The organism is Herpetosiphon giganteus, from assembly GCF_016907925.1.
In the GTDB taxonomy this organism is placed as follows: Bacteria; Chloroflexota; Chloroflexia; order Chloroflexales; family Herpetosiphonaceae; genus Herpetosiphon; species Herpetosiphon giganteus.
Genome location: NZ_JAFBCZ010000005.1, coordinates 88,437 through 110,812, shown reverse-complemented (window position 1 = coordinate 110,812; position 22,376 = coordinate 88,437). Strand labels below are relative to the sequence as shown.

The following is a 22,376-nucleotide window of genomic DNA, read 5'->3' as shown; positions in this document are numbered from 1 at the left end:
AGAGCAATCACTATGACTGAACAACCTTACGCCCCTTTAGCGCCCCACGATGCAGCGCTGATGGATACGATGCTGCGCAACGAGGCCGACCCAGCCTATAGCCGTCGCGCCCGCCGCTTGATGGAATACCTTGATCTGCACGATGGCGATACGGTGCTCGATTGCGGTTGTGGCTATGGTTTTTATACCGCGATGATCGACAAGCTGCGCGATTTGCACGTCGTTGGCTTCGACGAAGCGTTTGATCGCTTGTTGGTCGGCCAAGAGCATGCCAAACGAGCGACGTTTGTGCGCGGCGATGGCCAAGGCATGCCCTTTGCCGATAATAGCTTCGATAAAATTCTGCTCTCGGAAGTGCTCGAACACATTCCCGATCAACAAGCAGCCTTGCACGAATTGCGCCGCATCCTCAAGCCAGGCGGCATTTTGGCCATCTCCGTGCCGCACGCCAATTATCCATTGTGGTGGGACCCAGCAAGCTGGATCTGGACGCGGCTTGGCGGCAAGCCCTTTACCCACACCAAATTTGGCAGCATTTGGGAAAACCACGTGCGCTTGTATGAGCCAGCCGAATTGGTGCGCCAAGTGCGCATGGCCGATTTCGAGGTTGATTGCTGCGAAGAAGCCACCCACTATGCCATTCCAATGACTCCGTATGTGGTCTATGGCATTGGCAAGCCCTTAATCGAATCGGGGATTTTGCCCGAACGCTGGATGAAGAGCGCCGACCGCATGCGTGGCGACCAAAACCAAGGCAGCAAATTAAACCCACTCAACCTGGCTCGTGGCATCATCAATTATGTCGATCAATTGAATGAACGCCCAGAAACCCTGCAAAAACGTAGTTTTGTCAATGTATTTGTCAAAGCGCGCAAGCCCTTGAGTTAAGTCTTTCAGGAGATCGTTTCCATGCTACGAGGTGTCTTACCGAGCCAGCGCTTAGGCTGGCTCTGGCTCTTAGGCTTGCTTGGAACTGCCCTAGCGCTGATGATCAAGGTGCAAGCGAAGCTTCAGTTTCGCGAGCTTGATGGCGCAGTTTTGTTGGGTGCAGCTGTCAGTTTGGGCATCTGGTGGTGGTTGATCAAACGCCAACCACCAAAACCCGATGTGTTGCCAACCATCGATCAGCGCCCAATCAAGCATCTAACTTTGCGCTTAGGCATCAGCGCTGTGGCAATGTTTAGTGCCCTCGTAGCATGGCATAATCTTTTTGGCAATGAATTTAATCCACTTTCAACGTGGGCATGGCTGATTGCAATTGGCTTATGGCTCTTGGCATGGCTGCCATGGCAACGCCCACGCATGCCCAAGGCCGATCGCGCCGAAACCAAACGGGCCTGGCTAACCTTCGGCTGTTTGCTGGCTGTGACTGCCGTTGGCTTGTGGATTCGGCTGTATCGGCTTGATCAAATGCCCTACGACATGACGGTTGATCATGGCTGGAAGATGGAAGATGTTTACACCATTTTGCAGGGTGGTCGGCCTTTATTTTTGCCCAACAACACAGGCCGCGAGCCAGGCCAATTCTATTACATTGCCACGTTAATTCGCTTTTTTGGCGTGCCGTTTGGCTTTATCGCACTCAAACTTGGCAATGTAATTATCGGCACGCTGACGATTCCATTTATCTATTTATTTGCCCGCGAGCTTGGCGGGCGCAAACTTGGCATTTTGAGCGCGATGCTGTATGCCTTGGGCAAATGGCCGCTCGAAACCACCCGCATGGGCTTGCGCTTTCCCTATGCCACCCTGCCCGCCGCCTTGGTGCTGTGGTCGCTCTGGCGCTATGTGCGCTTGGGCAAACGCAGCGATGCCCTGCTGGTCGGTGTATGGATGGGCATGGGCTTGTATGGCTATATCGGGGTTCGGGCAGTACCCTTCGTGATTGCTGCCGTCTTTGGCTTGATGGCCTTTGATCGCCGCCGCCGCAATCGCAAGGGCTGGCTGACATTGCTTGGCCATGGCAGTCTAACGCTGATCACAACAGCGCTGATTTTCCTGCCGCTGGGCCATTTTATGCTCGATTATCCTGATGTTTTCTGGTTTCGCGTCAGCACTCGCACCAGCAACCATCTCGATGAAATTAGCCGCGAGTTTTGCCAAGATACCAGCAGCGAACGAGCCTGCGATATTAAAAAATTCGTTGCCAACAACGTCAATTTAGCGGTAGCCTTCAATTGGCGCGGCGATCGCAACGAAGTAAATAATGTGCGCTTCGACCCATTGCTGGATAAAGTTAGCGCAGCTTTGCTCTTGCTTAGCTTGCCAATCATCGTTTGGCGCTTATGTATTGAGCGCTCGTGGCGTTGGTGGATGCTGGTGGTGAGTTTGCCGTTGCTTGGTTTGGCCACAACCCTCAGTTTGGCCTACCCGATTGAAAACCCGAGCGCTGCCCGCACTGGCGTGCTGATGCCCGTCATTTTCACTATGGCCGCCGCGCCCTTGGCGCTAGCAATTGAGTGGATTACCAAAGCCAAGCCGTTTGATCAATGGTGGCGTGGCTCGCGAGCCTTGCAAGGCTTGCTTAGCGTTGGCATGTGTATTTGGTTGTTGGCATGGGCTGGGCGCGAGAATTTCCAGCGTTACTTTGTCGATATGGCGCGCCAATACACGGGCTTTATTCCCAATAATCGTGAAGTTGCTGATGCGATTCGCTACTATCGCGATGCCCAAGGCGTGCCCTACGCCAATGCCTACCTCATGCTCAATAGCTATTTTTGGAAGGAATCGCGCAACATTAGCGTGTATTTGAACGATATGGAGTGGTATGCGAGCAACACAATTAAGCCCGAAATGGAGTTAGTTGTGCCCGAAAAACGCCCAGTGATTATTGTGCTCAATCCTGATGATCAAGTGCATATTGAGCAATTGCAGCGCGAGCACCCCGAGGGCGAGTTGCGCCGCATCAGCAGCGCGGTTGGCAAAGATTTTCTTGTATTCCATCTGCGCTGATGATTACGCTTGGCACTGCTGGCCACGTTGATCATGGCAAATCGAGCTTAGTTCAAGCCCTAACTGGCATCAACCCCGATCGCTGGGCCGAAGAGCAACGCCGCCAAATGACGCTTGATCTGGGCTTTGCATGGTTCAACACGCCTGCTGGCCATTCGGTCAATTTGGTCGATGTGCCAGGCCATGAACGCTTGATCAAACAGATGTTGGCGGGAGCAACTGGCTTCGATGGCGTGCTCTTTGTGATTGCCGCCGAAGAAGGCATGCAGCCGCAAAGCCACGAACATCTGCAAATTCTCAGCCACCTCGGCATTGACCAAGGGCTGATCGTGCTGAGCAAAAGCGATCTGGTCGATGCTGAGTGGCTTGAATTTATGACCAGTGAGATTCAAGCCCAAGTTGCCAATACCAGCCTGGCGAATGCGCCAATTGTGCCAGTTTCGGCCCGCACTGGCGCTGGCATGGCCCAACTACTCGCTGCAATCGATCGCTTGATTAGCCAATTACCAGCCCGCCCAATCCAGCAACAAACCCCACGCTTGCCAATCGATCGGGTGTTTAGCATCGATGGCTTTGGCACAGTCGTCACGGGCACGTTGCGCGATGGCAATTTGAGCGTTGGCATGGAGATCGAAATTCAGCCCCAGCAGCTGCGTGGCCGAATTCGTGGCCTGCAATCGCAGCAAATCAGCCAGCATTCAGTCCAAGCAGGCATGCGCGTGGCAGTCAATCTCAGCGGCATCGAGCGCCAACAGCTCAAACGTGGCGATGTGGTGACCATACCCCAAAGCTTTGCCCCAACCAATTTACTTGATGTGATTGTTGCAACAACTGCCGATGCGCCAACCCTAAGCCACAATATGCCGTTGCAGCTCTACCTTGGCAGCGCCGAAATCAGCTGTAGCTTGGCCTTGCTTGATCGTGATACGTTGCCAGCCGAGGCCCAAGCCTTTGCCCAATTGCGCTTAAACCAAGCCAGCATCGCCCAACGCGGCGATCGCGGTATTTTGCGCCGAGCCTCGCCAGCAGCCACCGTTGCTGGCATTCAGGTACTTGATGCGCATCCACAACGCCATCGCCGCATGCGCCCAGCAGTGATTGAGCATTTGCAACAACTGGTGAATGGATTGCCCCATGAAATTCTGCTCCAAGCGATCGAGCAGCAATGTTTAACCTGGCAGCAACTGCAACAACACAGCGGATTGGATGCTCAAACCGCCCTAGAAGGCCTAACCACAGGCTGCAACAACGGCATGATCGTCATCGTCTCAGCAACACTGGCCACGCTCACGGCCAGCAGTTTAATCACCAGTTCAGGCTATTGGCAGCAAGTGCAAACCAAACTGCGCCACATCCTCGCCGACTATCATCAAACATGGCCATTGCGCCAAGCGATGCCCCGCGAGGAATTGCGCAAACGCATGGGCCTTGAAGCAAGCAGTTTCAGCCAAATTATCCAAGCCTTAGCCGAGCAGCCATGGCTCCAAATCGAAGCCAACCAGATTAAACTCGCTGACCATCAGGCTCAGCCTAGCCCCAGCCAACAAGGCCAAATTCAAGCCTTGCTAGGATTATGGCAGAGCAATCCGGCCCTACCACCCAGCTGTGAGCATTGGCCAACCATCGATCAAGAACTCTGGCGGTATCTGTTACAAACCGAGCAGCTGATTCAAATTGCGCCAGAGGTCTATTTCTTGCCAACCCAATATCAGCGCATGCACAACTGGGTGCTGGCGCAACTCGCCAATGGCCAAAGCATCAGCCTCGCCCAAGCGCGCGATGCCTGGCAAACCAGCCGCAAATACGCCCAAGCAATGCTTGAGCACTGTGATCAACTGCGAATCACGCGGCGAGTTGGCGATGTGCGGGTAGCCTATTGAGCTTAACGAAGTGTTAGAAAAGCTTGGCAGCCCTAGCCCCGCCCAAATGCTCGTGTTATGCTGAAGCAATGGTGTTTGTGCCAGCGGAAAGGATGTCGAACGTGAGTACAAAACGTTTATCAATTAAACAACTTGGTAGTGTGCTTTTGATTAGTGCCGCCGCAGGCGCAGGCGCACGCTATCTCGCCAATAAAACTCGCCAACAAGGCCAAAAAATCTACGATTATACAACCCCCCAGAAACTGATCGATTGGTCGGTTGCGCGCACCATCGCCTTGCGCGTCTCGCAATGGCAGGAGCATCCGGTCGTCAATCGGGCTGAACGCCAAGCTGAATACGATCAGATGGTCGAGCGCAGCCAGCCCTTAATCGATGAATACCTGAACGTCAAGCTGCCCGAAACCCTTTCACGGGTCAAAGTGGTTGATCGCAAAGAATGGATCGATGCTAATTTGCGTTCGTTTGAGCGCTTGTTCGAGCCAATCGAAAAGCTCTATCGTCAAGCGGCCCAAAATGCAGGCCGTAATCCATCGGTTAATGCGATTAATCGGGCTTTTGTCGGTGCACAAGTTGGGGCCATGGTTGGGGTTTTAGCCCGCAAAGTGCTTGGTCAATATGATTTAAGTTTGCTCTCGCCCCAAGCTGAGCCAGGTATGCTCTATTTCGTCGAGCCAAACATCGCCCGCGTACAAGAAGGCCTAGGCGTTGATGACCATGACTTCCGCTTGTGGATTACGCTGCACGAAACCACTCACGCCTATGAGTTTGAAGCCTATGGCTGGGTGCGCGATCACTTCAGCAATTTGATTCAGCGCTATTTCAATGAGCTTGGCGGCCAGCTTGATGCCTTGCGCAATGGCTTTGGCAGCTTCATCAACCGTATTTTCAGCAACAGCAAAGACCAAACCGATGGCCATTGGATGGAGCAATTGCTGACCCCAACCCAGCGCCAAGTATTTAGCGAGCTGCAAGCATTGATGTCGTTGGTTGAAGGCTATAGCAACCACATTATGAATGAAGTTGGCCGCGAAATTCTGCCAAACTTCGACCAAATTGAAGCGCGAATGAGCGATCGCAAAGAAAAACGCTCAATCTTCGATGAATTGTTCAACCGCATCACGGGCATGAGCCTCAAAATGCAGCAATACGAGCAAGGCGAGCGCTTTGTGAATGCCATTGCCGACCATGGTGGCAAGGATTTGGCAGCTCGCGTTTGGGAAGGCCCAGAAATGTTGCCAACCCTCGAAGAAATTCGCAACCCACAACTCTGGATCGCCCGCGTCGGGGTATAGTTGACGTTCCCTCACCCCCCAACCCCTCTCCCACTCAACGCGGGCGAGGGGGAGCACCCGTTTTCACCACCTAATGCGCCAAAACCACGCCATTAAAGCCCCTCTCCCATCGGATGGGAGAGGGGTTGGGGTGAGGGGGATCTTAAAGCCTACCATCTTGCAACAAATCCAAGATTAATAACAAAGTCACAATTTTTGGTTAAAATACTGCTGCTCTTTTAGCCAATTAGGAATTGTATGAACGAATTGAATCAAGCCCAAGCAGCTTTACTCAGTGGTGATTTGACACGTGCGCGTGGTCATCTGGCGCTCGTCATCCAACAAGAGCCAGATAATGTCTTGGCCTGGCTGATGCTCAGCGAAGTTGTACATCAACCGGAGCGCCAACGTGAATGTTTGCAACGGGTTCTAGCGCTCGACCCACACAACCAAACCGCCCAAAAACGCCTAGCCGCGATCGATCAGCCTGTCATCGCCCCAGCCAAGCCCATAATTGCCCCAAGCACAGTGCAGAAACTCAACCAGCAACCGCAACCGGTGCGCCCACCAAGCAATAATCCTCCAGCCAACACCAGCTTAATCTCGATGATCGCCATTGCAATCGCCTTGGTCGTTTTGTTAATTGTGGCCGTGATTGTCTTGCGCGGCATCCCTGAAAACCCAAGCGAGCAGAGCCAACGTTTGCAGGGATTTCTCGTATCGTTTATTTTGATTGAATTGGTTTAATCAAAGGTTATTAATGATGGATACAGCGACAATTCTTACGCAAGCAACTAATCAAATCAACCAAATGATTGGACATCGATTTGATGTACTCGATATAAGTAAGCCAATTTCGACGGCTGCTGCGCTTAATTTACTTAAAATTATTTCGAAACTATCACCATTAATTGGAAATTTAATTGAGTTCAATATTGTTGAAATGCTCAATAAACATAACCAATTTAGCAATCTTGGCTCTTGGATACGCCAAGATCCTGGATTTCCTGACGCAATTTTCCAAAGTGGCATTACACCTAGTCCAGGATTTGAAATCAAAGCGTGGTTCCCATTATCTACCGAAATAACAGCCCGATTTAAGGATAGCGCAACCCATTTTCAAGCCCAAAACATCTATATGATTCTGATTGCTTGGGTTCCTGAATATCTGGTTTATGGCAAACCAAAAATCCTTGATATTGCCATTATTGAAGGTGGATCGATTGCCCGTTCGAGAGATCTGCATTATCATAATCCACCTGATTACCTGCTACTTGAACCAAATGACACAACTCATCGAAGCCGTAACTTACAACAAACCACCGTCAATGGCTACAAGTGGCAAGGAACATCGGAAGAATTTCAGGCAGCAGCGGAAATAGTAGAAACATGGGGGCAAGAAGGATTAGAATATAATTCAAGCCCAATCATCCAACAACAATACAGACAATTAATTAATCGTTATCCCTATCGGCTTGATACAAATTTTGCCAAGATAGATCGAATTAGACATCCCGAAATTGAAACATTTAAACGTCAAATTTACCAAACTCAGCTTCATGGACTGACAATTCAAGCATGGTCACGCTTATTTACAACCAATATGGCTGACCAAATACGGACAGTTTTCCAACAACAGCTTAACCTCAAGGAAGATGCTGCTACTTCGGTGTTGGAATGAAGCGCTCGATACCATAAAGATAGTAGGTAGCATCAATTTCGGCAGCATAAGCACGGCGTTTTAGTTGATTAGCGGCTAAAGCGCCACTGAATAACCCGCCAAAAGGCTCCCAAATAACATCATTAACATCACTACTGGCACAAATAATTCTTTCCATCAAATCTAATGGCTTCTGATTAAGATGGATGCCTTTGCCTTGCTGTGTCTTAACCCGTTCTGCATTCCGTAATCCATCACGCTGCCAAACATTGGTAAAGCCATAAGGACAATAAAATTTTGCCCGCATTTTAGCCCATTCGGCTGAGGTCAAGGGATTAATAGTATCAACTGAAAAATAAGGTCGGCCTCCAACATCACCATGGGTATTAGCATATTCAACCAATAACTCAAATCGTTCAGGCGGTGGAAAATACCATAAGTGTCCCTGATTGAGATATTTTCGGGTCGCAGCATCGGCTACGCCACATGCCTGATTTGCCTCACGCAACCGTAAGCCTGTTCGCTGCCACTCATGGAGCAACCATTGTTTTAAGCTTAAACCACGAATTTTTGGCTCAAAAACATACTGTACACAAAGTTCAGTAACAACCGGAAATTGGCGTAACTGCTTTGTATTGACATTACCAGCAATATGCGATTTACCTTTATCCCAAATATTTGTGCCAACATACCGCCAGCCATAGCGCTCCAAAATTGGATGTACCGCAGCCCAACCAATTTCACTATTCCAAAACCATAAAGTTGTTAGGGGTAAGGCGCGCTCAGACCACGCTTTAATATGCGGTTCGTACCACTGAGGTAAATCCCCATGGTTCGCTGGATCGCCATTAAATCCTAATACCCCATACGCGCCATCTGAAATAATCACCGTTGGGACATCCCATTGATGATAAAGATCTAAGCTATCGCCATAATGCAACATAACAGCTTCGTTTTGCCAAATCGTTTGGGTTGGCGAAATCGTTAACTCAACTGCTTTTTTGCGCCCAACCGTACTAGGGGCAGCATACGATAGTAGCGTTTTAGATTGGATCAATGATGATAAAGATTGGCGTTTTGATGGCATAGAATACTCCGATTTAGCACAAATGGAGTATAGCATAGGTTATGTTAGAGCTAATCAGACAGGCTAGATTTTTCGGCTACGAGCCATCGCCCAAAGGTGAAGCATGATACAATATCATGAGAATTTTAGTGCTTGGAGTTGCCATGAATGCTTCGCAATTGCTTAAACAAGAACGCGCTGATGCCGTGGCATTACTTGAATCGTTAACTGAAGATCAGTGGCAGGCGAGTACGCTCTGCGAAGGCTGGAACGTCACCGATTTGCTGGCGCATATGGTCGCCCGCGAATCGCAACCAATCCGCTTTATTGTGGCTGAATCAACCAAAGGCAAACTCGGCGTGCACCCCGACGAGTTGATGAACAAAGCCCGCAAACAAGGCCGCTTCAAATTATTGCAGGAATTTCGCAATGGCCCGCCCTTGGCCTTTCGTTTGCCAGGCATTGCGCTGGCCAATTTTATTGAGCAATGGGTGCACAACGAAGATTTGCGCCGCGCAGGCTTGAACAAACCACGCATCTCATCGCCAGCAGTCCAAAACCTGATCTGGAAAATGCTGCATATTAATGCTCGCATGATGCTGCGCTCATTCAAAACGCCTGGTACTTTGAGCTTGGTGCGCCCCGATGGCCGAGCCTTGGCATTTCAGGTTGGCGGTGCATTTCCGCGTCAAGCAGACCCAGCCGATGCTACGCTGAAGCTCATCGGCGAGCCAGGCGAAATTTTGCTGTATTTATTTGGCCGCAAAAGCGCCGCAAATGTGACGATCGAGGGCGATCAGCGCTTGGCTCAAGCCTTACGCGACACAACGATGGGGCTATAGGAGAGCAGCAATGCAACAGCGTAAGGTCGCTCATTATATCGTTACTGGCTTAATGCTCATTCTTGGCTTGATTTTCGGCGCTTTCTTTGTGGTTTGGTGCGGCCTGTTGCGCTTTCTTTTTACCGAAGATGGCTGGACTGGTTGGTTTTTGCTGATTATGGCGGGCGTTATCGCATGGCGCGCGATCGAGGCTGGCCGCGATGCTTGGGATGGCTTGCCCAGCGCGCCGCCAAGCGCGATTGCTGCCTTGTTAGCAACCCAATTTTTGTTTGTGGTCATTCAGGTGCATGCCCGCTGGTCGGGCCAAAGCAGTGGCATTGATTTCTTAACGATTCTGCCGCATGCGCTGATTTTTGGCTGTATCGGCTTAATTTTCAGCCTCAATGGTCAATTTACTGGCCACCTGATCGAATATGCCGACGATGAATTTTTGGCTGAGCCAGCATCAAGCAATGAGCATGACGATGACGATGATTTGATGTATTTGGGGGGAGCATGATTTTATTGCTCGGTGGCACTGGCACTTATTTTCTCGACCTTGAGGCCACATTAGGCGCTGGCAGCTACCAAACGCTGGAAACGCCCTATGGCACAGCAGGCTCAATCTATCAGTCAGCCCAGTTTGGCGGCAAAATTGGCCTTGCCTCGCGCCACGGTTGGGGTCGTTTAGATGTTTCGCCGCCATTCGTCAATAGCCGCGCCAATATTTGGGCCGCCAAAGAGCTTGGCTATCAGCAGATTTTAAGCTGGAATGGGGTCGGCGCAATCAATCAATTGTTGCAAGTCCACGATTTGCTGGTGCTCAACTACGTGCTCAATGGCACCAAAACTCGCCCGATCAATTTTGCTGGCGATCGCCCAAGCCCAACCGCTTGGCAAATTCCGCAAGCTGTTTTTGATGTAGCGAGTGCCCAAGCGCTCTATCAGCAAGCCCGCAAGCAGCAAGCCCGCAGCTTCGATTGTGGCACTTACGCATGTTCGGAAGGCCCACGCTTGGAAACTGCCGCCGAAATTCGGGCTTGGGCCAATTTTGGGGCCGATGTGGTTGGCATGACCTTGGTTCCAGAGGTGTTGTTGGCCTACGAGTTGGGGATTAAATTCGCCTCGTTGGCCTATGTGACCAACTATGCGACGGGGATTGAGCCAAGCGCAGGTGCACCACGCTTCTTTGGGGTTGAAGTGGCCCAAACATGTCTCCAAATTGTGCTAGCAACCGCAGAACAGTTGCTGGCAACTAGCGATGTGAGCAACCAATGACGTTTACCATAACCTCACTTAATACGCCATTTGGGCTGGCGATGTTTGCCACGAAAAACAGCCCCAGCGGGACGGTCGCAATTTTGCTCGACGAACCAAACCCGCATGCGGCGCTGTATGCAGCCAAAACCCAAGGCGTAAGTTGGATTATCGAGGCCGTGAGCATGCTGCCATGTGATGGCCTGCTTCAGCCAGACGATATTCTGATTCCCGATCAGCTGGTCGATTTGACGCAGCAACGGGCATCGACTTATTTTCGCAATCGTGGCTATGGCTTTGTTGGCCAAAACCCAGTTTGGTGTCCCGATTTGCGTTCCAGTTTATTAAGCGCTGCCCAAAGCGTCAGCCAACGGGTGTTTAGTCGTGGTACACTGGCGGTTGGCGAGGTCGATACCACGCTTGAGGCCGCTCAAAGCTGGCAAGCCCATGGCCTAAGCCAAAGCGCTGCCCCAGCAGCTTATCTCGCCAAAGAATTAGAATTATGCTACGCTGTCGTGGGCATTGTTGGCACGGCAGCCAGCACCCTTGGCAATACATTAATTGCGGCAGTCGCCCAGCATTTGCCTTCAAGCGCAAGCTGCAACTGTCGCCAGACCATGCAATCGGCGCGCGATCGAGGCCTGATTGGCGACGATTGGCGAACATGGATTGGGGAATAAGATGGCACTCGTATTACGTAACAGCACACAAATCGAAAAAATGCGCACCGCTGGCCGTTTGGTTGCCCAAACCCATGCCATGCTGCGCGAATATGTCGTTCCAGGCGCAGTCTTGCTTGATTTGGATAAATTAGTTGAGGACTATCTGCGCGAGCATGGCGCAACGCCATCGTTTAAAAATTACAAGGGCTTTCCAGCCTCAACCTGTATTTCAATTAACGATGTGATTTGCCACGGCATTCCCGATAAATCGCGCTTGAAAGATGGCGATTTGGTGGCGATTGATATTGGGGCGTTTCTCGATGGCTGGCATGGCGATTCATGCGTAACCTACGCGGTTGGCAACATCGATGCTCAAAGCGAAAAGCTGATGAAAGCGACCGAAGAAGCGATGTGGCGCGGGATTGCCCAAGCCCGACCAGGCAATACGCTTGGCGATATTGGCGCGGCGATTCAAGAATATACCGAAAGCCAAGGCCTCTCGGTGGTGCGCGAATATACTGGCCACGGCATTGGCCGCAACATGCACGAAGCGCCAACCGTTTTACATTATGGCGAGTGGGGCAAGGGCTTACGCTTGCGCGCAGGTATGACCTTCACGATTGAGCCAATGGTCAATCTTGGCAGCTACGCCACCCGTTTGCTCAAAGATGGTTGGACGGTTAAGACCGTCGATGGCTCGCGTTCGGCCCAATTTGAACATCAAATCGCTGTTACCGATGGCGATCCCTATATTTTAACGGTGCTGTAAACAATGGCAATCAGGATCTACAATCAATCACAAATTGCTGAAATGCGCAAAGCTGGCATGTTGGTCGCCCAAGCCCACGCCATGCTGCGCGAATATGTTGTTGCTGGCACAGTGTTGCTTGAGCTTGATCAACGGGTTGAGCAGTTTATTCGTGAGCACGGCGCAACGCCATCATTCAAAGGCCACGGTGGGTTTCCTGCCTCAACTTGTATCTCAGTCAACGATGTGGTTTGCCACGGCATTCCCGATAGCACGCGGCTGAGTAATGGCGATATTGTCTCAATTGATATTGGGGCTTGTCTCAATGGCTGGCATGGCGATTCGTGTGTGAGTTATGCAGTTGGCAAGCTCGATTCGCAAAGCGCCAAGCTGCTGAAAGTGACCGAAGAAGCGATGTGGCGCGGGATTGCCCAAGCGCGGGTTGGCAAAACTATTGGCGATATTGGCGCAGCGATGCAAGAATATACCGAAAGCCAAGGCTTCTCGGTGGTGCGCGAATATACTGGCCACGGGATTGGCCGCAAAATGCATGAAACCCCACCAGATGTTTTTAATTTTGGCGAATGGGGCAAGGGCCTCAAATTGCGGGCTGGCATGACCCTGACGATTGAACCGATTGTGAATATTGGCTCGGCGCGAACCCGCGTGCTGCGTGATGGCTGGACGGCCAAAACCGTCGATGGCTCGCGTTCGGCTCAATTTGAACATCAACTAGCGATTACCACTGGTGATCCAGAAATTTTAACCAAATTATGAAATTAACCAAACGCTATAGTGGCTTCGCAGCCATGCTTGTGGCGATTCTCGCGCTTGATCGCTGGGTTAAATGGTGGACGCTCGATACGCTCACACCCTTGGGCAATCCAGGCACCGAGCCAATTCCTGGCATTTTGCGCTTCGTCTATGTTGAAAATCGCGGCGTAGCCTTTGGCTTTTTGGAAAACAACTCGCTGTTGCTGGGGATTCTGGCGCTCGGCGTGATTGGCTTTGTGCTGTTTCGCTCGCGCACATGGTTTCGCGATGCAGGCCTGCTTGGGCAAACGGCGGTTGTGGCAATTATTGCTGGCGGTTTGGGCAATATTATCGATCGCTTTGCCTATGGCTTTGTGGTTGATACCTTCCACATTATTCCGCTACCGATCTTTCAAGTGTTTAACGTTGCCGATATGGCGATTTCGTTTGGCGCGGTTAGCCTGTTTATCACGCTTTGGCGCGAGGATGCAGCCAAACGCCGGAGCCAACAAACTGCTTAAACCACAGCGCTCCTAGGTGTACTGGTACATTGGATCGGCAATCATGTTCCCTCACCCCCCAACCCCCTCTCCCACTGAACGCGGGCGAGGGGGAGCCGTCGTTTTGACGAAGAATCGGTGCAAAACTATGAAGTGAAAGCCCCTCGCCCGCCACGTGGGAGAGGGGTTGGGGTGAGGGGATCAAGCCGTGGTTAACCTAATGAACCAGTACATTGTAGGGGCGCTTTTCAATTTTAGACCCCAAAGGTTTGAACATTATTGCGCCCAGCAGCCTTGGCTTGATACAGCGCTTGATCTGCTTGCTGAATCAACTGCTCCAAGGGAATTTCGGCATGCTCGTGGCAGAGCGCCAAACCAAGGCTTACCGAGCTGCTAATTGGCTGTTGATCATAGGTTAAGCGTTGTTGTTCAATTGCGCTACGCAAGCGTTCAGCAACCAACAGCGCCTCGGCCTTGCTCACGCGGCTCAACAGCACAATAAATTCCTCGCCACCATAGCGGCCAATCAAATCGGACTGGCGCAAGGCTGCTTGGGCAGTTGTAGCAATCGATTGCAGCACCTGATCACCAACGTGATGGCCATACTGATCGTTAATCTGCTTAAAATGATCAATGTCAAACAGCATAATTGCAACTGAATTGCCAGCCAGCGCTGCTTGTTCCAACAAAACTTGGGCCGAAACCAAAAAATGGCGGCGATTATACAGGCCAGTCAAGCTGTCAATCGTTGCCAAGCGTTCCAGTTCAATCCGTTGCCGATCACGTTCTTGCATCTCTGCCACCAATTCCTGAGTTTTTTGATAATACAAACGGGCTTGTTGTTGAGCTTGCTGCACCTGATGCTTTACTTGCAATAAGCGCAAGCGTTGGTCTGAGCGTTCATTAAACAAGCTTTCGCGCAAATGATGATAGGCTTTGAAGTGCTGGATAGCGTTGGCATAGTCGGCCATTTGCTCGTAGATAGCGGCCAATGCGCTATGCGCCGTTGCTTGTTGGCTAAGATCGTTGGTATCGATCGCCAGCGCCAAACCCCGCTGCCCAAACGCCAAGGCTTGCGCATAATCGTGCTGACTTGCTACTAGGATACCACGTTGGATCAATGAAAAAATCATATCTTCTTGAAAGCCAAGCCGTTGGGCCAAACCAAAACTGGCCTCGAATTCGGCCATAGCTTGGGCCGAGCGCCCAAAACGCTGATAGACTACGCCCAAGATATTCAAGACCTCAACAATTCCCTGCGACCAATTAAGCGCCTGGTACAGCTCCAAACTGGCATTAGCATAAATCAAGGCATCGTACAATTGGCCATATTCCAAGGCAACCCAGCAGGTATTATCGAGCATCGTGGCATACAAGCGTTTTTGAGCTTTGGTTTCAAGTTGGGCTGGCAGGCGTTGAAATGCGCGTTGCAAATAACTTTCGGCCTCCATTGGCTGCTCTAAAACGCGATATAAATAGCCAATATTGCTATTCAGAATGGTTTGCATCCATTCATTATCAGTATTGATCGCAATTTCTTCAGCAATCAGATAATGCTCTAAAGCAGCATCAAGCTGCGATTGCAACGCCAAAGTTACGCCTAAAATGTTATGCAATGCCATTGTATCGACCCAATTATCAATAAATTGGTCGGGAGCATCTTGGTAATAGCTTGCAGCAGGATTTTTCAATTCAAAGATATTGGGATTCACATAATCGCAATATTCGAGTGCTTTATAAAAACAATTTAATGCTTCAGCATATTTTTTATGCACGCTATAAAATTTGCCGCGCCAATACCATGCTTCAACTAAGCCCTGATAATAGGGCGTGTAGGCAAATAAACCATTGCGAGCATGATACTCTGCCTGATAATTTATTTTCCATGCTTGCGCTAAATCGATGTGACGTAAATTTGCGGCCCATACATTTAACAAATCGATAGTACGAGCAGGATTGGTAGATTGCTTTAATTCTTGCTGAATTTGCTGTGAGACAACCATAGTGTGCTTTCGTTGGCAAACTTCTTGCTCTCTGGATTGATCCAATCCAGTATGATCGCACATGCGGCGATCAATATAAAAACTTTAACATATGCATAATCTTTGCACCATCCCCTCAATGGTGCAACCAATGTTTGGTAAAATCTACCGCTTTCGGGAGATTTTTTGCAACGTAAGTGAGTAGTTTTGCGAGCGTAAGCAATTTTGTTAAGCAATTGATCTAGACTGCATTCAAACGCTATTTTTGAAACGGCTTGACGCTCAATTGCCAACATCAACGCCAATCAAGGAGCATCGTAGCAATGACAACCCAGCGCATCTTGGTCGTTGGCGCTGAAGCAGAGCCGAAAACCAGATTTATTCAGTCGATTTGTGACACGTGGAGCAGTCACGAGCTTGATGGAGCAAACATCCAGAGCAGCCAAAGCAGCGTACTCATGGATATAGGCCATTTGGACTACGCCGAACAACCTTCGGTATGGTATGGAATTCCTGCGAGTGCTAGCCCAATCATTCATGAGCTTGCCCAAACCGTCAACGGTTGTCTTGTATTAATCGATCCAAGTGCTGATAATGAGGCGATGCTTGAGCTTGCCGATCAGCTTCAACAATCGGTTGCTGGGCCAATTATGTTGTTGGTAACGCAGCAAGCAGCCGTATCCGACCACCTTCGCACTGCCTTAAATCGTTCAAACCATTACATAGTAGACAGTTACAACATGCATAAATCAGAATCAATCCACCGAATCATGACCGCCTTGGGTGGCACATTGCCCACCAACAGCTCTGTGCAAAAAGAATATATCACCGCAACCTTTGATCAAGTGAGCAAAGTGCAAGCCCTGTTTGAGCAGCTTGCGCTGAATACCAATCACGACATTATTGGCACAGCCTTAATCGACACCAACGGCGAACTGCTGGTTTCAACCTTGCCAGCCAAGATTAGCCCTGAACAATTGGCAGCGATTAGCGGGCCATGGTTACGCATCGCCGATAAAGTAGCCCACAGCGCCGCTTTAGGCCAAACCGAAGAAAGCATTATTCGCACTGCTGAAGGATTGTGCATTATTCGCCCAGTTCATAGCCATATTTTGATTACCTTGCTCCAGCCACATGCCAATCTTGGGCTTTTTTGGCTCAATGTTGCTGATATGGAGCGCCCATTGACGGAGCTATTGGCAGCCTAATGAATGCACAATCGAGGCATCCCGCTAGCATGTAGCGGGATGCCGTTTTTTTTAGCTATTTGGTAACGTAGGGCAAGAAGATCTGCACTTGAGGAATTGCCACAGTTGCACTCGCTGAGGGCGTGGCACTCGCAGTTACGACTGGAGTTTGCGAAGCTGTTTGCGTGATCGAAGGCGTTGGGGTAAAAGTAAAGCTTGGCGGGCCGCTATCAGTTGGGCTAGCGGTGACGCTCACTGCTGGCGTGGCCGTGCGGGTTGCGGTGGCCGAAACAGTTGCAGGAGTTACCGCGCTGGTTGCACTTGCCGTCACGCTTGGCGTGGCCGTGCGGGTCGCACTTGGGGTTGCCGTGGCCGTGCGGGTCGCGGTTGGGCTACCCGTGCCTGGTGTAACCGTTACCGCTGGCGAGCCATCAACTTGGGCCTCAACAAAATTTTGAATTGCGGTTGGCACATTCGAGAGAAAATCAAAGCCAGTCATGCTTTCAATATAATCGACGCTGACCCGATATTGCTCCCAAGCATTGCTGCGAATTCCTTGATTATTGGGCATCCAAATGCCGATCACCCGAGTATTGGTGGCAACGCGATTAGCATCATCATTCCCCACAGGCAGGATAACAATCACCTTCCAGGTGAAGGCGGGAATGTTCACCCGACCACTGGCAATCGTGCCTTTTGTGCCATAGCCACCAGTCATAATGTAGAGTTCGTTGCCAGCCCGCGCCCATGTACGACACATATTTTCCAAATTGGCCCACGGGCCTTGGTTATTATCAGGCGCTTGGGGAATCATATTCGACATGATGAAGGTTTGATCGTTGGCAGCCCGTGAGACAGTGCGGTCGCCTGAGGGGATCATATGGCCACGGTCATAGCCGCTGCCGCTATAATCGCCTGGCTGCACCCGATACCAACCACTTGGCAGGCTTGAATCAGCCACAAAATCGCCGCGCGAAGTGCTACCAAGATCTTGCACTTCCAAGTGCCAACTAACCCAAGCTGGAATGCCAGCATCGCGTTGGTAGGCCATAGCATATTGCGTGCGTTCGATTAAATAATTATCTGGCACCAAGGGATCGCTGACCGCATTGCTAGGATTGCCCAGCGTGAGGTGTAAACTATCGTTGGGAGCCGCTTGGGTGGTTGGTTGACGCAGGCCCAGCGCCAACAGTCCTAAAATGAGCAGACCAAAAAGCCGACGCAGACCAGTCATGACAGCAATGTCCTTTCGCAATGAAAGTATGATGAATAGCTTGCATACTGTACCATAGCTGTCTAGGCATAAATCAGCAGCGCATAACCACCAAAATCCTGCCTAGCGCTGGCCTCACCTGTATGGGGGATATAGGCCTACAACAAAGCCGTTATATGATCATACTTGCAATTTTAGAAATTAGCTGTATCGTTACAGAAGTGAAGTAAGACACATGCTTTGCAAAAACGAGTTGCTCCAGAAAGCGCTCGTTTTTTTGCAATCTACAGATGCAAACAACGCGGCAATGAAGCTGGCGAGGCAGGCGTAGCGCTCGTCAGCTTTGTTGTATGCCCAAAATTCTCAGCATGGCCTTACAAATCACGGCGAAAACCTGTTGGAATCTATGAGGAGTCAGCGTATGGGCAGCCGTTTGGCGCTCTGGCGGTCGAATGCACGGCCCGGGGTTCGGGGTAGTCTGTATTATTTGTGTTTTTGGTCAAGCGTTGGCATGTACGTGCCATTTATCAATGTGTACTTTACCAACCTTGGCTTAAATGGCCAACAAATTGCCATGTTTGGGGCGATTAGCCCGTTGGCGGTGCTGTTGTTTAATCCCTTGGTAGGAGCAACGGCTGATCGGCGGGGCTGGCATGTGCAATTATTGCTGAGTATGTTGGCGTTCACCGCCTTGAGCCAAATTGCGCTGGCATTTCCAACTAGTTTCTTTACCATCTTGCCAGTGATGGTTCTGTTGGCGGTGGCTCGCGGGCCGATCGCGCCCTTGGCTGATAGTATGATTGCGGGCATGGCGGTGCGCCATCAGCTGGCGTATGGCAAATTGCGGCTCTGGGGGTCGGTTGGCTACGCCGTAACTTCATTATTAGGCGGCATTTGGTGGGCCAAAACTGGCTACCCAACTATGTTTATTTTGACTGGGTGTATGACAGGCTTGGTTGCGATTGTTGCCAATAGCCTTGATCACACCCCAGAATTGCGCAAAACCACCGTCAAGCCAGCCAAAGCGCCGCGCGATGCAGCCTTTATCGCAATTGTGATTATCACGGGCTTGGTCGGCGCAGCCTTCAGCATGGTTTCGATGTTCGATGGCAATTTGATTCAAAAACTCAGCGGTGGCAGCACGATGATGCTTGGCATTTTGCCCTGTGTAATTGCCAGCACCGAAGTGCCAGTCATGTTGAAGGCTGATCGGGTGATTGCGCGCTTTGGCACCGCCAAAACCCTTGCCATTGCCACCTTAATTCTTGGGCTGGGCTTTATTGGCAGCGGTATGGTCAGCGAAGCTTGGATGTTAATTCCCATTGGCATGTTTCGGGCTTGTGGCTTTGGCTTGTATTCAGTTGCAATTATTCGCCTGATTACCGAGCGGATTCCAACCAACTTATTGGCAACCGCCCAAGGCCTGATTAGCGCCATCGGCGGCGGCTTATCGCCGTTGTTGGCAACCCAAGCTGGCGGCTATATGTTCGATGTTTCAGGGCCACAATTGGTCTTTATTGTGGCTGGCACATGCATTGGTTTGGCAACCTTGGTGGTTGGGCTGGGCCTCAAATTGAATTGGTTCAAGCCAGCCGCCACAATCGCCTAATTGGCGTTTGCTGCGTTACAGCATCACTTTGCAAAAGTGGTGCTGTTTTGTATTTTAGCCCGACTTGACAGCAACGACAGCATTGCGTAGAGTGGCAACTATTAATTATTAGTTAAAGGTCATTCGTATGCACACTCGAACCATGATTCGTTGGCTATTGTTCGCAAGTTTGTTAATCGTTGTGTTTGGGAGTTATGCTTGGCAGCAGCAAAGCTTTGCCCAAAGCCCAGCCACCATCACCAATCCATGGGCGCTGCGCCAAGGCAAGGCCACCTATTACACTGCAACGGGCTTGGGCAATTGCAGTCTGCCATTGCCAAGCGATTTGTTGTTTGGCGCGATGAATAATCCCGATTATGCCACGGCGGATTATTGTGGCGCGATGGTTAAAATCACTGGTCCCTTGGGATCGGTCACAGTACAAATTACCGACCGCTGCCCTGAATGCCAAACTGGACATATCGACCTTAGCCCGCAAGCGTTCGATCGGATTGCGCGGCGGGTTGATGGAATTGTGCCAATCACATGGCAACTAATCAGCAATCCAGCCACCACGGGCAAGGTTGGCTATCATTTTAAAGATGGTAGCAATCAATGGTGGACGGCGGTGCACCTGCGCAATCATCGCAATGCCATTGCCAAATTTGAGTATCGGATGGGCCAAGCGCCATATAAAGTGGCTCCGCGCTTTATTTTTAATTATTTTATTGCCGAAACTGGCATGGGTGCTGGCCCCTATAGCTTTCGCACCACTGATGTCTATGGCAATGTGATTGTTGATGAGAATATTGCACTTGGCGATAACGTAACGAGACCAGGCCAGCAGCAATTCCCCTATGTTGCGCCACCAGGCTCAGCAACCCCAACCCCAAGCCCAACGCCGCGCCCAACTGTGCCGCCCGAAAGCCTCACCGAACACGTTTGGTTGCCATATACGCGGAAATAGCTAATCCCCTCACCCCCTTGCCCCCTCTCCCACTGAACGCGGGCGAGGGGGAGCCGACTCTTTTTTACCAATGAATTGAGGGAGAACCAGAGCATTAAAGCCCCTCGCCCGCACCGTGGGAGAGGGGTTGGGGTGAGGGAACCTTAAAACACTAAGGCCCAGCGCAATTGCACTGGGCCTTGACCGTAGCTCGCTCCAAAAATTTAGAACTTGCTCCAGAGGTATTGATTGGTTACTTCGTGGTGGAATTGAACTTCCGAGCGCTTGATCAACGTGCCCAAGCGATGTGGACAGCGATCAGCTGAGGCCGTCTTCAGTTCAGCGTACTTAGCTTGAATTTCTTCGCCCAAGACTGAAGCGATGATTTCGCTCGATTGGAACGATTCGATTGCATCGTAAATGTTGTCGGGCAATACTTTTGCGCCCTTGCGAACTGACAAATCGGCCTTTGGCCCTTCTAAGCCGACCTTCAAGAGAGCGTAAATTGCCATGTATGGGTTGGCATCGGGAGCAATCGAGCGCACTTCAATCCGCGCTGAACGAGCGTTGCCTAATGGAATCCGCACCATCGAACCACGGTCGATTGCCGAAGCCTTGATTTGGTTTGGCGCTTCGTAGTGTGGGTCGAGACGGCGATAGGAATTGACGCTGGCGTTCAACAACAAACACAGATCCAAGCCACTGGTCAAAATGCGGTCGACATAGTTCCAGCCGTATTCCGACAAGCCTTCTTCGCCATTGGCATCGTAGAACAAGTTGGTATCGCCCTTGGCCAATGACATGTTGGTGTGCATCCCGCTGCCGTTGACCCCAGTTACGGGCTTGGGCAAGAAGCTGGCGGTCAAATCGAGTTTGTAGGCCAATTGGCGACAAATCAATTTATACAGCAACACTTGGTCGGCTGCGACCGAGGCTTCGGTGTAGGAATAATTCATTTCGAACTGTGAAGGCGCAACTTCTGGGTGATCTTTTTCATTTTCAAAGCCCATTGCGCGTTGAGCTTCAGCAGCAGCATCAATGAACAAGCGCAGCGGATCGCCAGGCAATGAGTTGTAGTAGCCACCAGTGCTGACCAAATCGAAGTGGCCGGTATCGCGGTAGTGTTGCTCGGCGTTGCGGCCCTTGAACAAGAAGCCTTCAATTTCGTTAGCAACGTTACAAACGATGCCTTCTTTGGCCAACAATTCAGCGGTGTAGGCTTGCAAGCGGGCGCGGAAATCGGCTGCATAGACTGAGCCATCGCGTTCGAGCACTTGACCAAACACCAACACTTTGCCAGGCCCAAAAATATCTGCTGGCAACCAGTAGAATGCACCCCAATCGATGCCCAAGCGCAAGTCGGATTCTGATTGTTGCGAGAAACCACGGATTGAAGAGCCATCAAAGGTCAAGTTATCAGCTGATTTCAACAAGAATTTTTTGTCGTAATCGAGCATGTGCAAGCGGCCTTCAAGGTCGGTGAAACAAACGGTCACCGCTTTGATGCGGCGTTCGTCGTTCAAATAGCGCATGCGCTCTTCTTGCAACTTGTCCAGTGACGTGCGGGCAACCCGTTGAGCTTTGGCAGCGAGGTTCAGTTCTTCCAACTCTTCGTAGGGAATTTCGAGAAAGTCGCGAAGTGTCATGGTGTGTCATCCTTTGTTACTAACAAAGCCATACTCGGTGTCCCGCGAGCATGGAGGCTTCGTAGTGGGTTTGGAACATTCAGGGATATGGCCAAGGAACGCGCGATCCATTCAACTAGGTCGCATTATACGCAATCCCATCACACCAGAACTTGTGTAATCTACCCAAAGTTTAAATTGCGCTATTTGTACAAGTTGCACAAAAGCTTTGCTAATTGCTTGTCGCTAGAGGCCGCATGGCGGG

General features: G+C 50.7%; 20 protein-coding genes. 16 read left to right on the top strand and 4 right to left on the bottom strand.

Annotated elements, in window-relative coordinates:
* The first annotated feature begins 12 nt into the window (after nt 1-12).
* The 6 genes from JOD20_RS06240 to JOD20_RS06215 all read left to right on the top strand — a co-directional run bounded on the left by JOD20_RS06240 (nt 13) and on the right by JOD20_RS06215 (nt 7,784).
* Complete coding sequence (locus JOD20_RS06240; protein ID WP_204754437.1) at nt 13-888, top strand: class I SAM-dependent methyltransferase; 876 nt, start codon at nt 13-15, stop codon at nt 886-888.
* Nucleotides 889-909: 21 nt separating this feature from the next.
* Complete coding sequence (locus JOD20_RS06235) at nt 910-2,952, top strand: glycosyltransferase family 39 protein (protein WP_204754436.1); 2,043 nt, start codon at nt 910-912, stop codon at nt 2,950-2,952.
* A complete protein-coding gene (selB, locus tag JOD20_RS06230) occupies nt 2,952-4,832 on the top strand; it encodes a selenocysteine-specific translation elongation factor (RefSeq protein ID WP_204754435.1) in 1,881 nt (626 codons plus the stop codon). The genes JOD20_RS06235 and selB overlap by 1 nt, the downstream gene beginning before the upstream one ends.
* Before the next feature lie 101 nt (nt 4,833-4,933).
* Complete coding sequence (locus JOD20_RS06225; RefSeq protein ID WP_204754434.1) at nt 4,934-6,124, top strand: zinc-dependent metalloprotease; 1,191 nt, start codon at nt 4,934-4,936, stop codon at nt 6,122-6,124.
* A gap of 237 nt (nt 6,125-6,361) precedes the next feature.
* Nucleotides 6,362-6,850 carry a tetratricopeptide repeat protein gene (locus JOD20_RS06220; protein WP_204754433.1) on the top strand — a complete coding sequence of 163 codons (489 nt, stop codon included), beginning with the start codon at nt 6,362-6,364 and terminating at the stop codon, nt 6,848-6,850.
* Nucleotides 6,851-6,866: 16 nt separating this feature from the next.
* Nucleotides 6,867-7,784, top strand: coding sequence for a hypothetical protein (locus JOD20_RS06215; RefSeq protein WP_204754432.1), 918 nt, complete (start codon nt 6,867-6,869; stop codon nt 7,782-7,784).
* Here JOD20_RS06215 and JOD20_RS06210 read toward each other — a convergent pair.
* Nucleotides 7,765-8,850 (bottom strand): DNA methyltransferase, encoded by a 1,086-nt coding sequence (locus JOD20_RS06210; RefSeq protein ID WP_204754431.1) that lies wholly within the window; start codon nt 8,848-8,850, stop codon nt 7,765-7,767. The genes JOD20_RS06215 and JOD20_RS06210 overlap by 20 nt on opposite strands.
* A gap of 116 nt (nt 8,851-8,966) precedes the next feature.
* Here JOD20_RS06210 and JOD20_RS06205 point away from each other — a divergent pair, with 116 nt between their 5' ends.
* The 7 genes from JOD20_RS06205 to lspA are packed head-to-tail and all read left to right on the top strand — an operon-like array spanning nt 8,967 to nt 13,591.
* A complete protein-coding gene (locus JOD20_RS06205; RefSeq protein ID WP_204754430.1) occupies nt 8,967-9,671 on the top strand; it encodes a maleylpyruvate isomerase family mycothiol-dependent enzyme in 705 nt (234 codons plus the stop codon).
* Between the two features lie 10 nt (nt 9,672-9,681).
* On the top strand, nt 9,682-10,170 hold the full coding sequence (locus JOD20_RS06200; RefSeq protein WP_204754429.1) for a hypothetical protein: 489 nt from the start codon (nt 9,682-9,684) through the stop codon (nt 10,168-10,170).
* Nucleotides 10,167-10,928: an MTAP family purine nucleoside phosphorylase gene (locus JOD20_RS06195; RefSeq protein WP_204754428.1), complete on the top strand. Its 762-nt coding sequence runs from the start codon at nt 10,167-10,169 to the stop codon at nt 10,926-10,928. Before JOD20_RS06200 ends, JOD20_RS06195 begins: the two co-directional genes overlap by 4 nt.
* On the top strand, nt 10,925-11,587 hold the full coding sequence (locus JOD20_RS06190) for a phosphorylase family protein (protein WP_204754427.1): 663 nt from the start codon (nt 10,925-10,927) through the stop codon (nt 11,585-11,587). Before JOD20_RS06195 ends, JOD20_RS06190 begins: the two co-directional genes overlap by 4 nt.
* Nucleotide 11,588: 1 nt before the next feature.
* Nucleotides 11,589-12,338, top strand: a complete 750-nt coding sequence (gene map, locus JOD20_RS06185; RefSeq protein ID WP_054537419.1) for a type I methionyl aminopeptidase — start codon at nt 11,589-11,591, stop codon at nt 12,336-12,338.
* Nucleotides 12,339-12,341: 3 nt separating this feature from the next.
* Nucleotides 12,342-13,094 carry a type I methionyl aminopeptidase gene (gene map / locus JOD20_RS06180; protein ID WP_204754426.1) on the top strand — a complete coding sequence of 251 codons (753 nt, stop codon included), beginning with the start codon at nt 12,342-12,344 and terminating at the stop codon, nt 13,092-13,094.
* The gene (lspA, locus tag JOD20_RS06175) at nt 13,091-13,591 is read left to right on the top strand and encodes a signal peptidase II (RefSeq protein WP_204754425.1); all 501 of its coding nucleotides are present in this window, start codon (nt 13,091-13,093) and stop codon (nt 13,589-13,591) included. Before map (JOD20_RS06180) ends, lspA begins: the two co-directional genes overlap by 4 nt.
* Nucleotides 13,592-13,824: 233 nt before the next feature.
* Here lspA and JOD20_RS06170 read toward each other — a convergent pair whose 3' ends face one another.
* Nucleotides 13,825-15,573, bottom strand: a complete 1,749-nt coding sequence (locus tag JOD20_RS06170) for a tetratricopeptide repeat-containing diguanylate cyclase (RefSeq protein WP_204754424.1) — start codon at nt 15,571-15,573, stop codon at nt 13,825-13,827.
* 302 nt (nt 15,574-15,875) lie between these two features.
* Between JOD20_RS06170 and JOD20_RS06165 the strand changes: the two genes are divergently transcribed.
* Nucleotides 15,876-16,760, top strand: coding sequence for a roadblock/LC7 domain-containing protein (locus JOD20_RS06165; protein ID WP_204754423.1), 885 nt, complete (start codon nt 15,876-15,878; stop codon nt 16,758-16,760).
* 55 nt (nt 16,761-16,815) lie between these two features.
* Here the strand turns inward: JOD20_RS06165 and JOD20_RS06160 are convergent, their stop codons facing one another.
* A complete protein-coding gene (locus tag JOD20_RS06160; RefSeq protein WP_204754422.1) occupies nt 16,816-17,973 on the bottom strand; it encodes a DNA/RNA non-specific endonuclease in 1,158 nt (385 codons plus the stop codon).
* Nucleotides 17,974-18,373: 400 nt separating this feature from the next.
* Between JOD20_RS06160 and JOD20_RS06155 the strand changes: the two genes are divergently transcribed.
* Together JOD20_RS06155 and JOD20_RS06150 are read left to right on the top strand one after the other, a co-directional pair.
* On the top strand, nt 18,374-19,561 hold the full coding sequence (locus JOD20_RS06155) for an MFS transporter (RefSeq protein WP_204754421.1): 1,188 nt from the start codon (nt 18,374-18,376) through the stop codon (nt 19,559-19,561).
* Nucleotides 19,562-19,688: 127 nt separating this feature from the next.
* Nucleotides 19,689-20,507 carry an expansin EXLX1 family cellulose-binding protein gene (locus JOD20_RS06150; protein ID WP_204754420.1) on the top strand — a complete coding sequence of 273 codons (819 nt, stop codon included), beginning with the start codon at nt 19,689-19,691 and terminating at the stop codon, nt 20,505-20,507.
* 203 nt (nt 20,508-20,710) lie between these two features.
* Here JOD20_RS06150 and JOD20_RS06145 read toward each other — a convergent pair whose 3' ends face one another.
* Nucleotides 20,711-22,132 carry a glutamine synthetase family protein gene (locus tag JOD20_RS06145; protein ID WP_204754419.1) on the bottom strand — a complete coding sequence of 474 codons (1,422 nt, stop codon included), beginning with the start codon at nt 22,130-22,132 and terminating at the stop codon, nt 20,711-20,713.
* Nucleotides 22,133-22,376: the final 244 nt, after the last annotated feature.

Coding starts and splice junctions, on each gene's coding strand:
- JOD20_RS06240 (WP_204754437.1), top strand. CDS start 13: ATGACTGAACAACCTTACGCCCCTTTAGCGCCCCACGATGCAGCGCTG.
- JOD20_RS06235 (WP_204754436.1), top strand. CDS start 910: ATGCTACGAGGTGTCTTACCGAGCCAGCGCTTAGGCTGGCTCTGGCTC.
- selB (WP_204754435.1), top strand. CDS start 2,952: ATGATTACGCTTGGCACTGCTGGCCACGTTGATCATGGCAAATCGAGC.
- JOD20_RS06220 (WP_204754433.1), top strand. CDS start 6,362: ATGAACGAATTGAATCAAGCCCAAGCAGCTTTACTCAGTGGTGATTTG.
- JOD20_RS06215 (WP_204754432.1), top strand. CDS start 6,867: ATGGATACAGCGACAATTCTTACGCAAGCAACTAATCAAATCAACCAA.
- JOD20_RS06210 (WP_204754431.1), bottom strand. CDS start 8,850: ATGCCATCAAAACGCCAATCTTTATCATCATTGATCCAATCTAAAACG.
- JOD20_RS06205 (WP_204754430.1), top strand. CDS start 8,967: ATGAGAATTTTAGTGCTTGGAGTTGCCATGAATGCTTCGCAATTGCTT.
- JOD20_RS06200 (WP_204754429.1), top strand. CDS start 9,682: ATGCAACAGCGTAAGGTCGCTCATTATATCGTTACTGGCTTAATGCTC.
- JOD20_RS06195 (WP_204754428.1), top strand. CDS start 10,167: ATGATTTTATTGCTCGGTGGCACTGGCACTTATTTTCTCGACCTTGAG.
- JOD20_RS06190 (WP_204754427.1), top strand. CDS start 10,925: ATGACGTTTACCATAACCTCACTTAATACGCCATTTGGGCTGGCGATG.
- map (WP_054537419.1), top strand. CDS start 11,589: ATGGCACTCGTATTACGTAACAGCACACAAATCGAAAAAATGCGCACC.
- map (WP_204754426.1), top strand. CDS start 12,342: ATGGCAATCAGGATCTACAATCAATCACAAATTGCTGAAATGCGCAAA.
- lspA (WP_204754425.1), top strand. CDS start 13,091: ATGAAATTAACCAAACGCTATAGTGGCTTCGCAGCCATGCTTGTGGCG.
- JOD20_RS06170 (WP_204754424.1), bottom strand. CDS start 15,573: ATGGTTGTCTCACAGCAAATTCAGCAAGAATTAAAGCAATCTACCAAT.
- JOD20_RS06165 (WP_204754423.1), top strand. CDS start 15,876: ATGACAACCCAGCGCATCTTGGTCGTTGGCGCTGAAGCAGAGCCGAAA.
- JOD20_RS06160 (WP_204754422.1), bottom strand. CDS start 17,973: ATGACTGGTCTGCGTCGGCTTTTTGGTCTGCTCATTTTAGGACTGTTG.
- JOD20_RS06155 (WP_204754421.1), top strand. CDS start 18,374: ATGGGCAGCCGTTTGGCGCTCTGGCGGTCGAATGCACGGCCCGGGGTT.
- JOD20_RS06150 (WP_204754420.1), top strand. CDS start 19,689: ATGCACACTCGAACCATGATTCGTTGGCTATTGTTCGCAAGTTTGTTA.
- JOD20_RS06145 (WP_204754419.1), bottom strand. CDS start 22,132: ATGACACTTCGCGACTTTCTCGAAATTCCCTACGAAGAGTTGGAAGAA.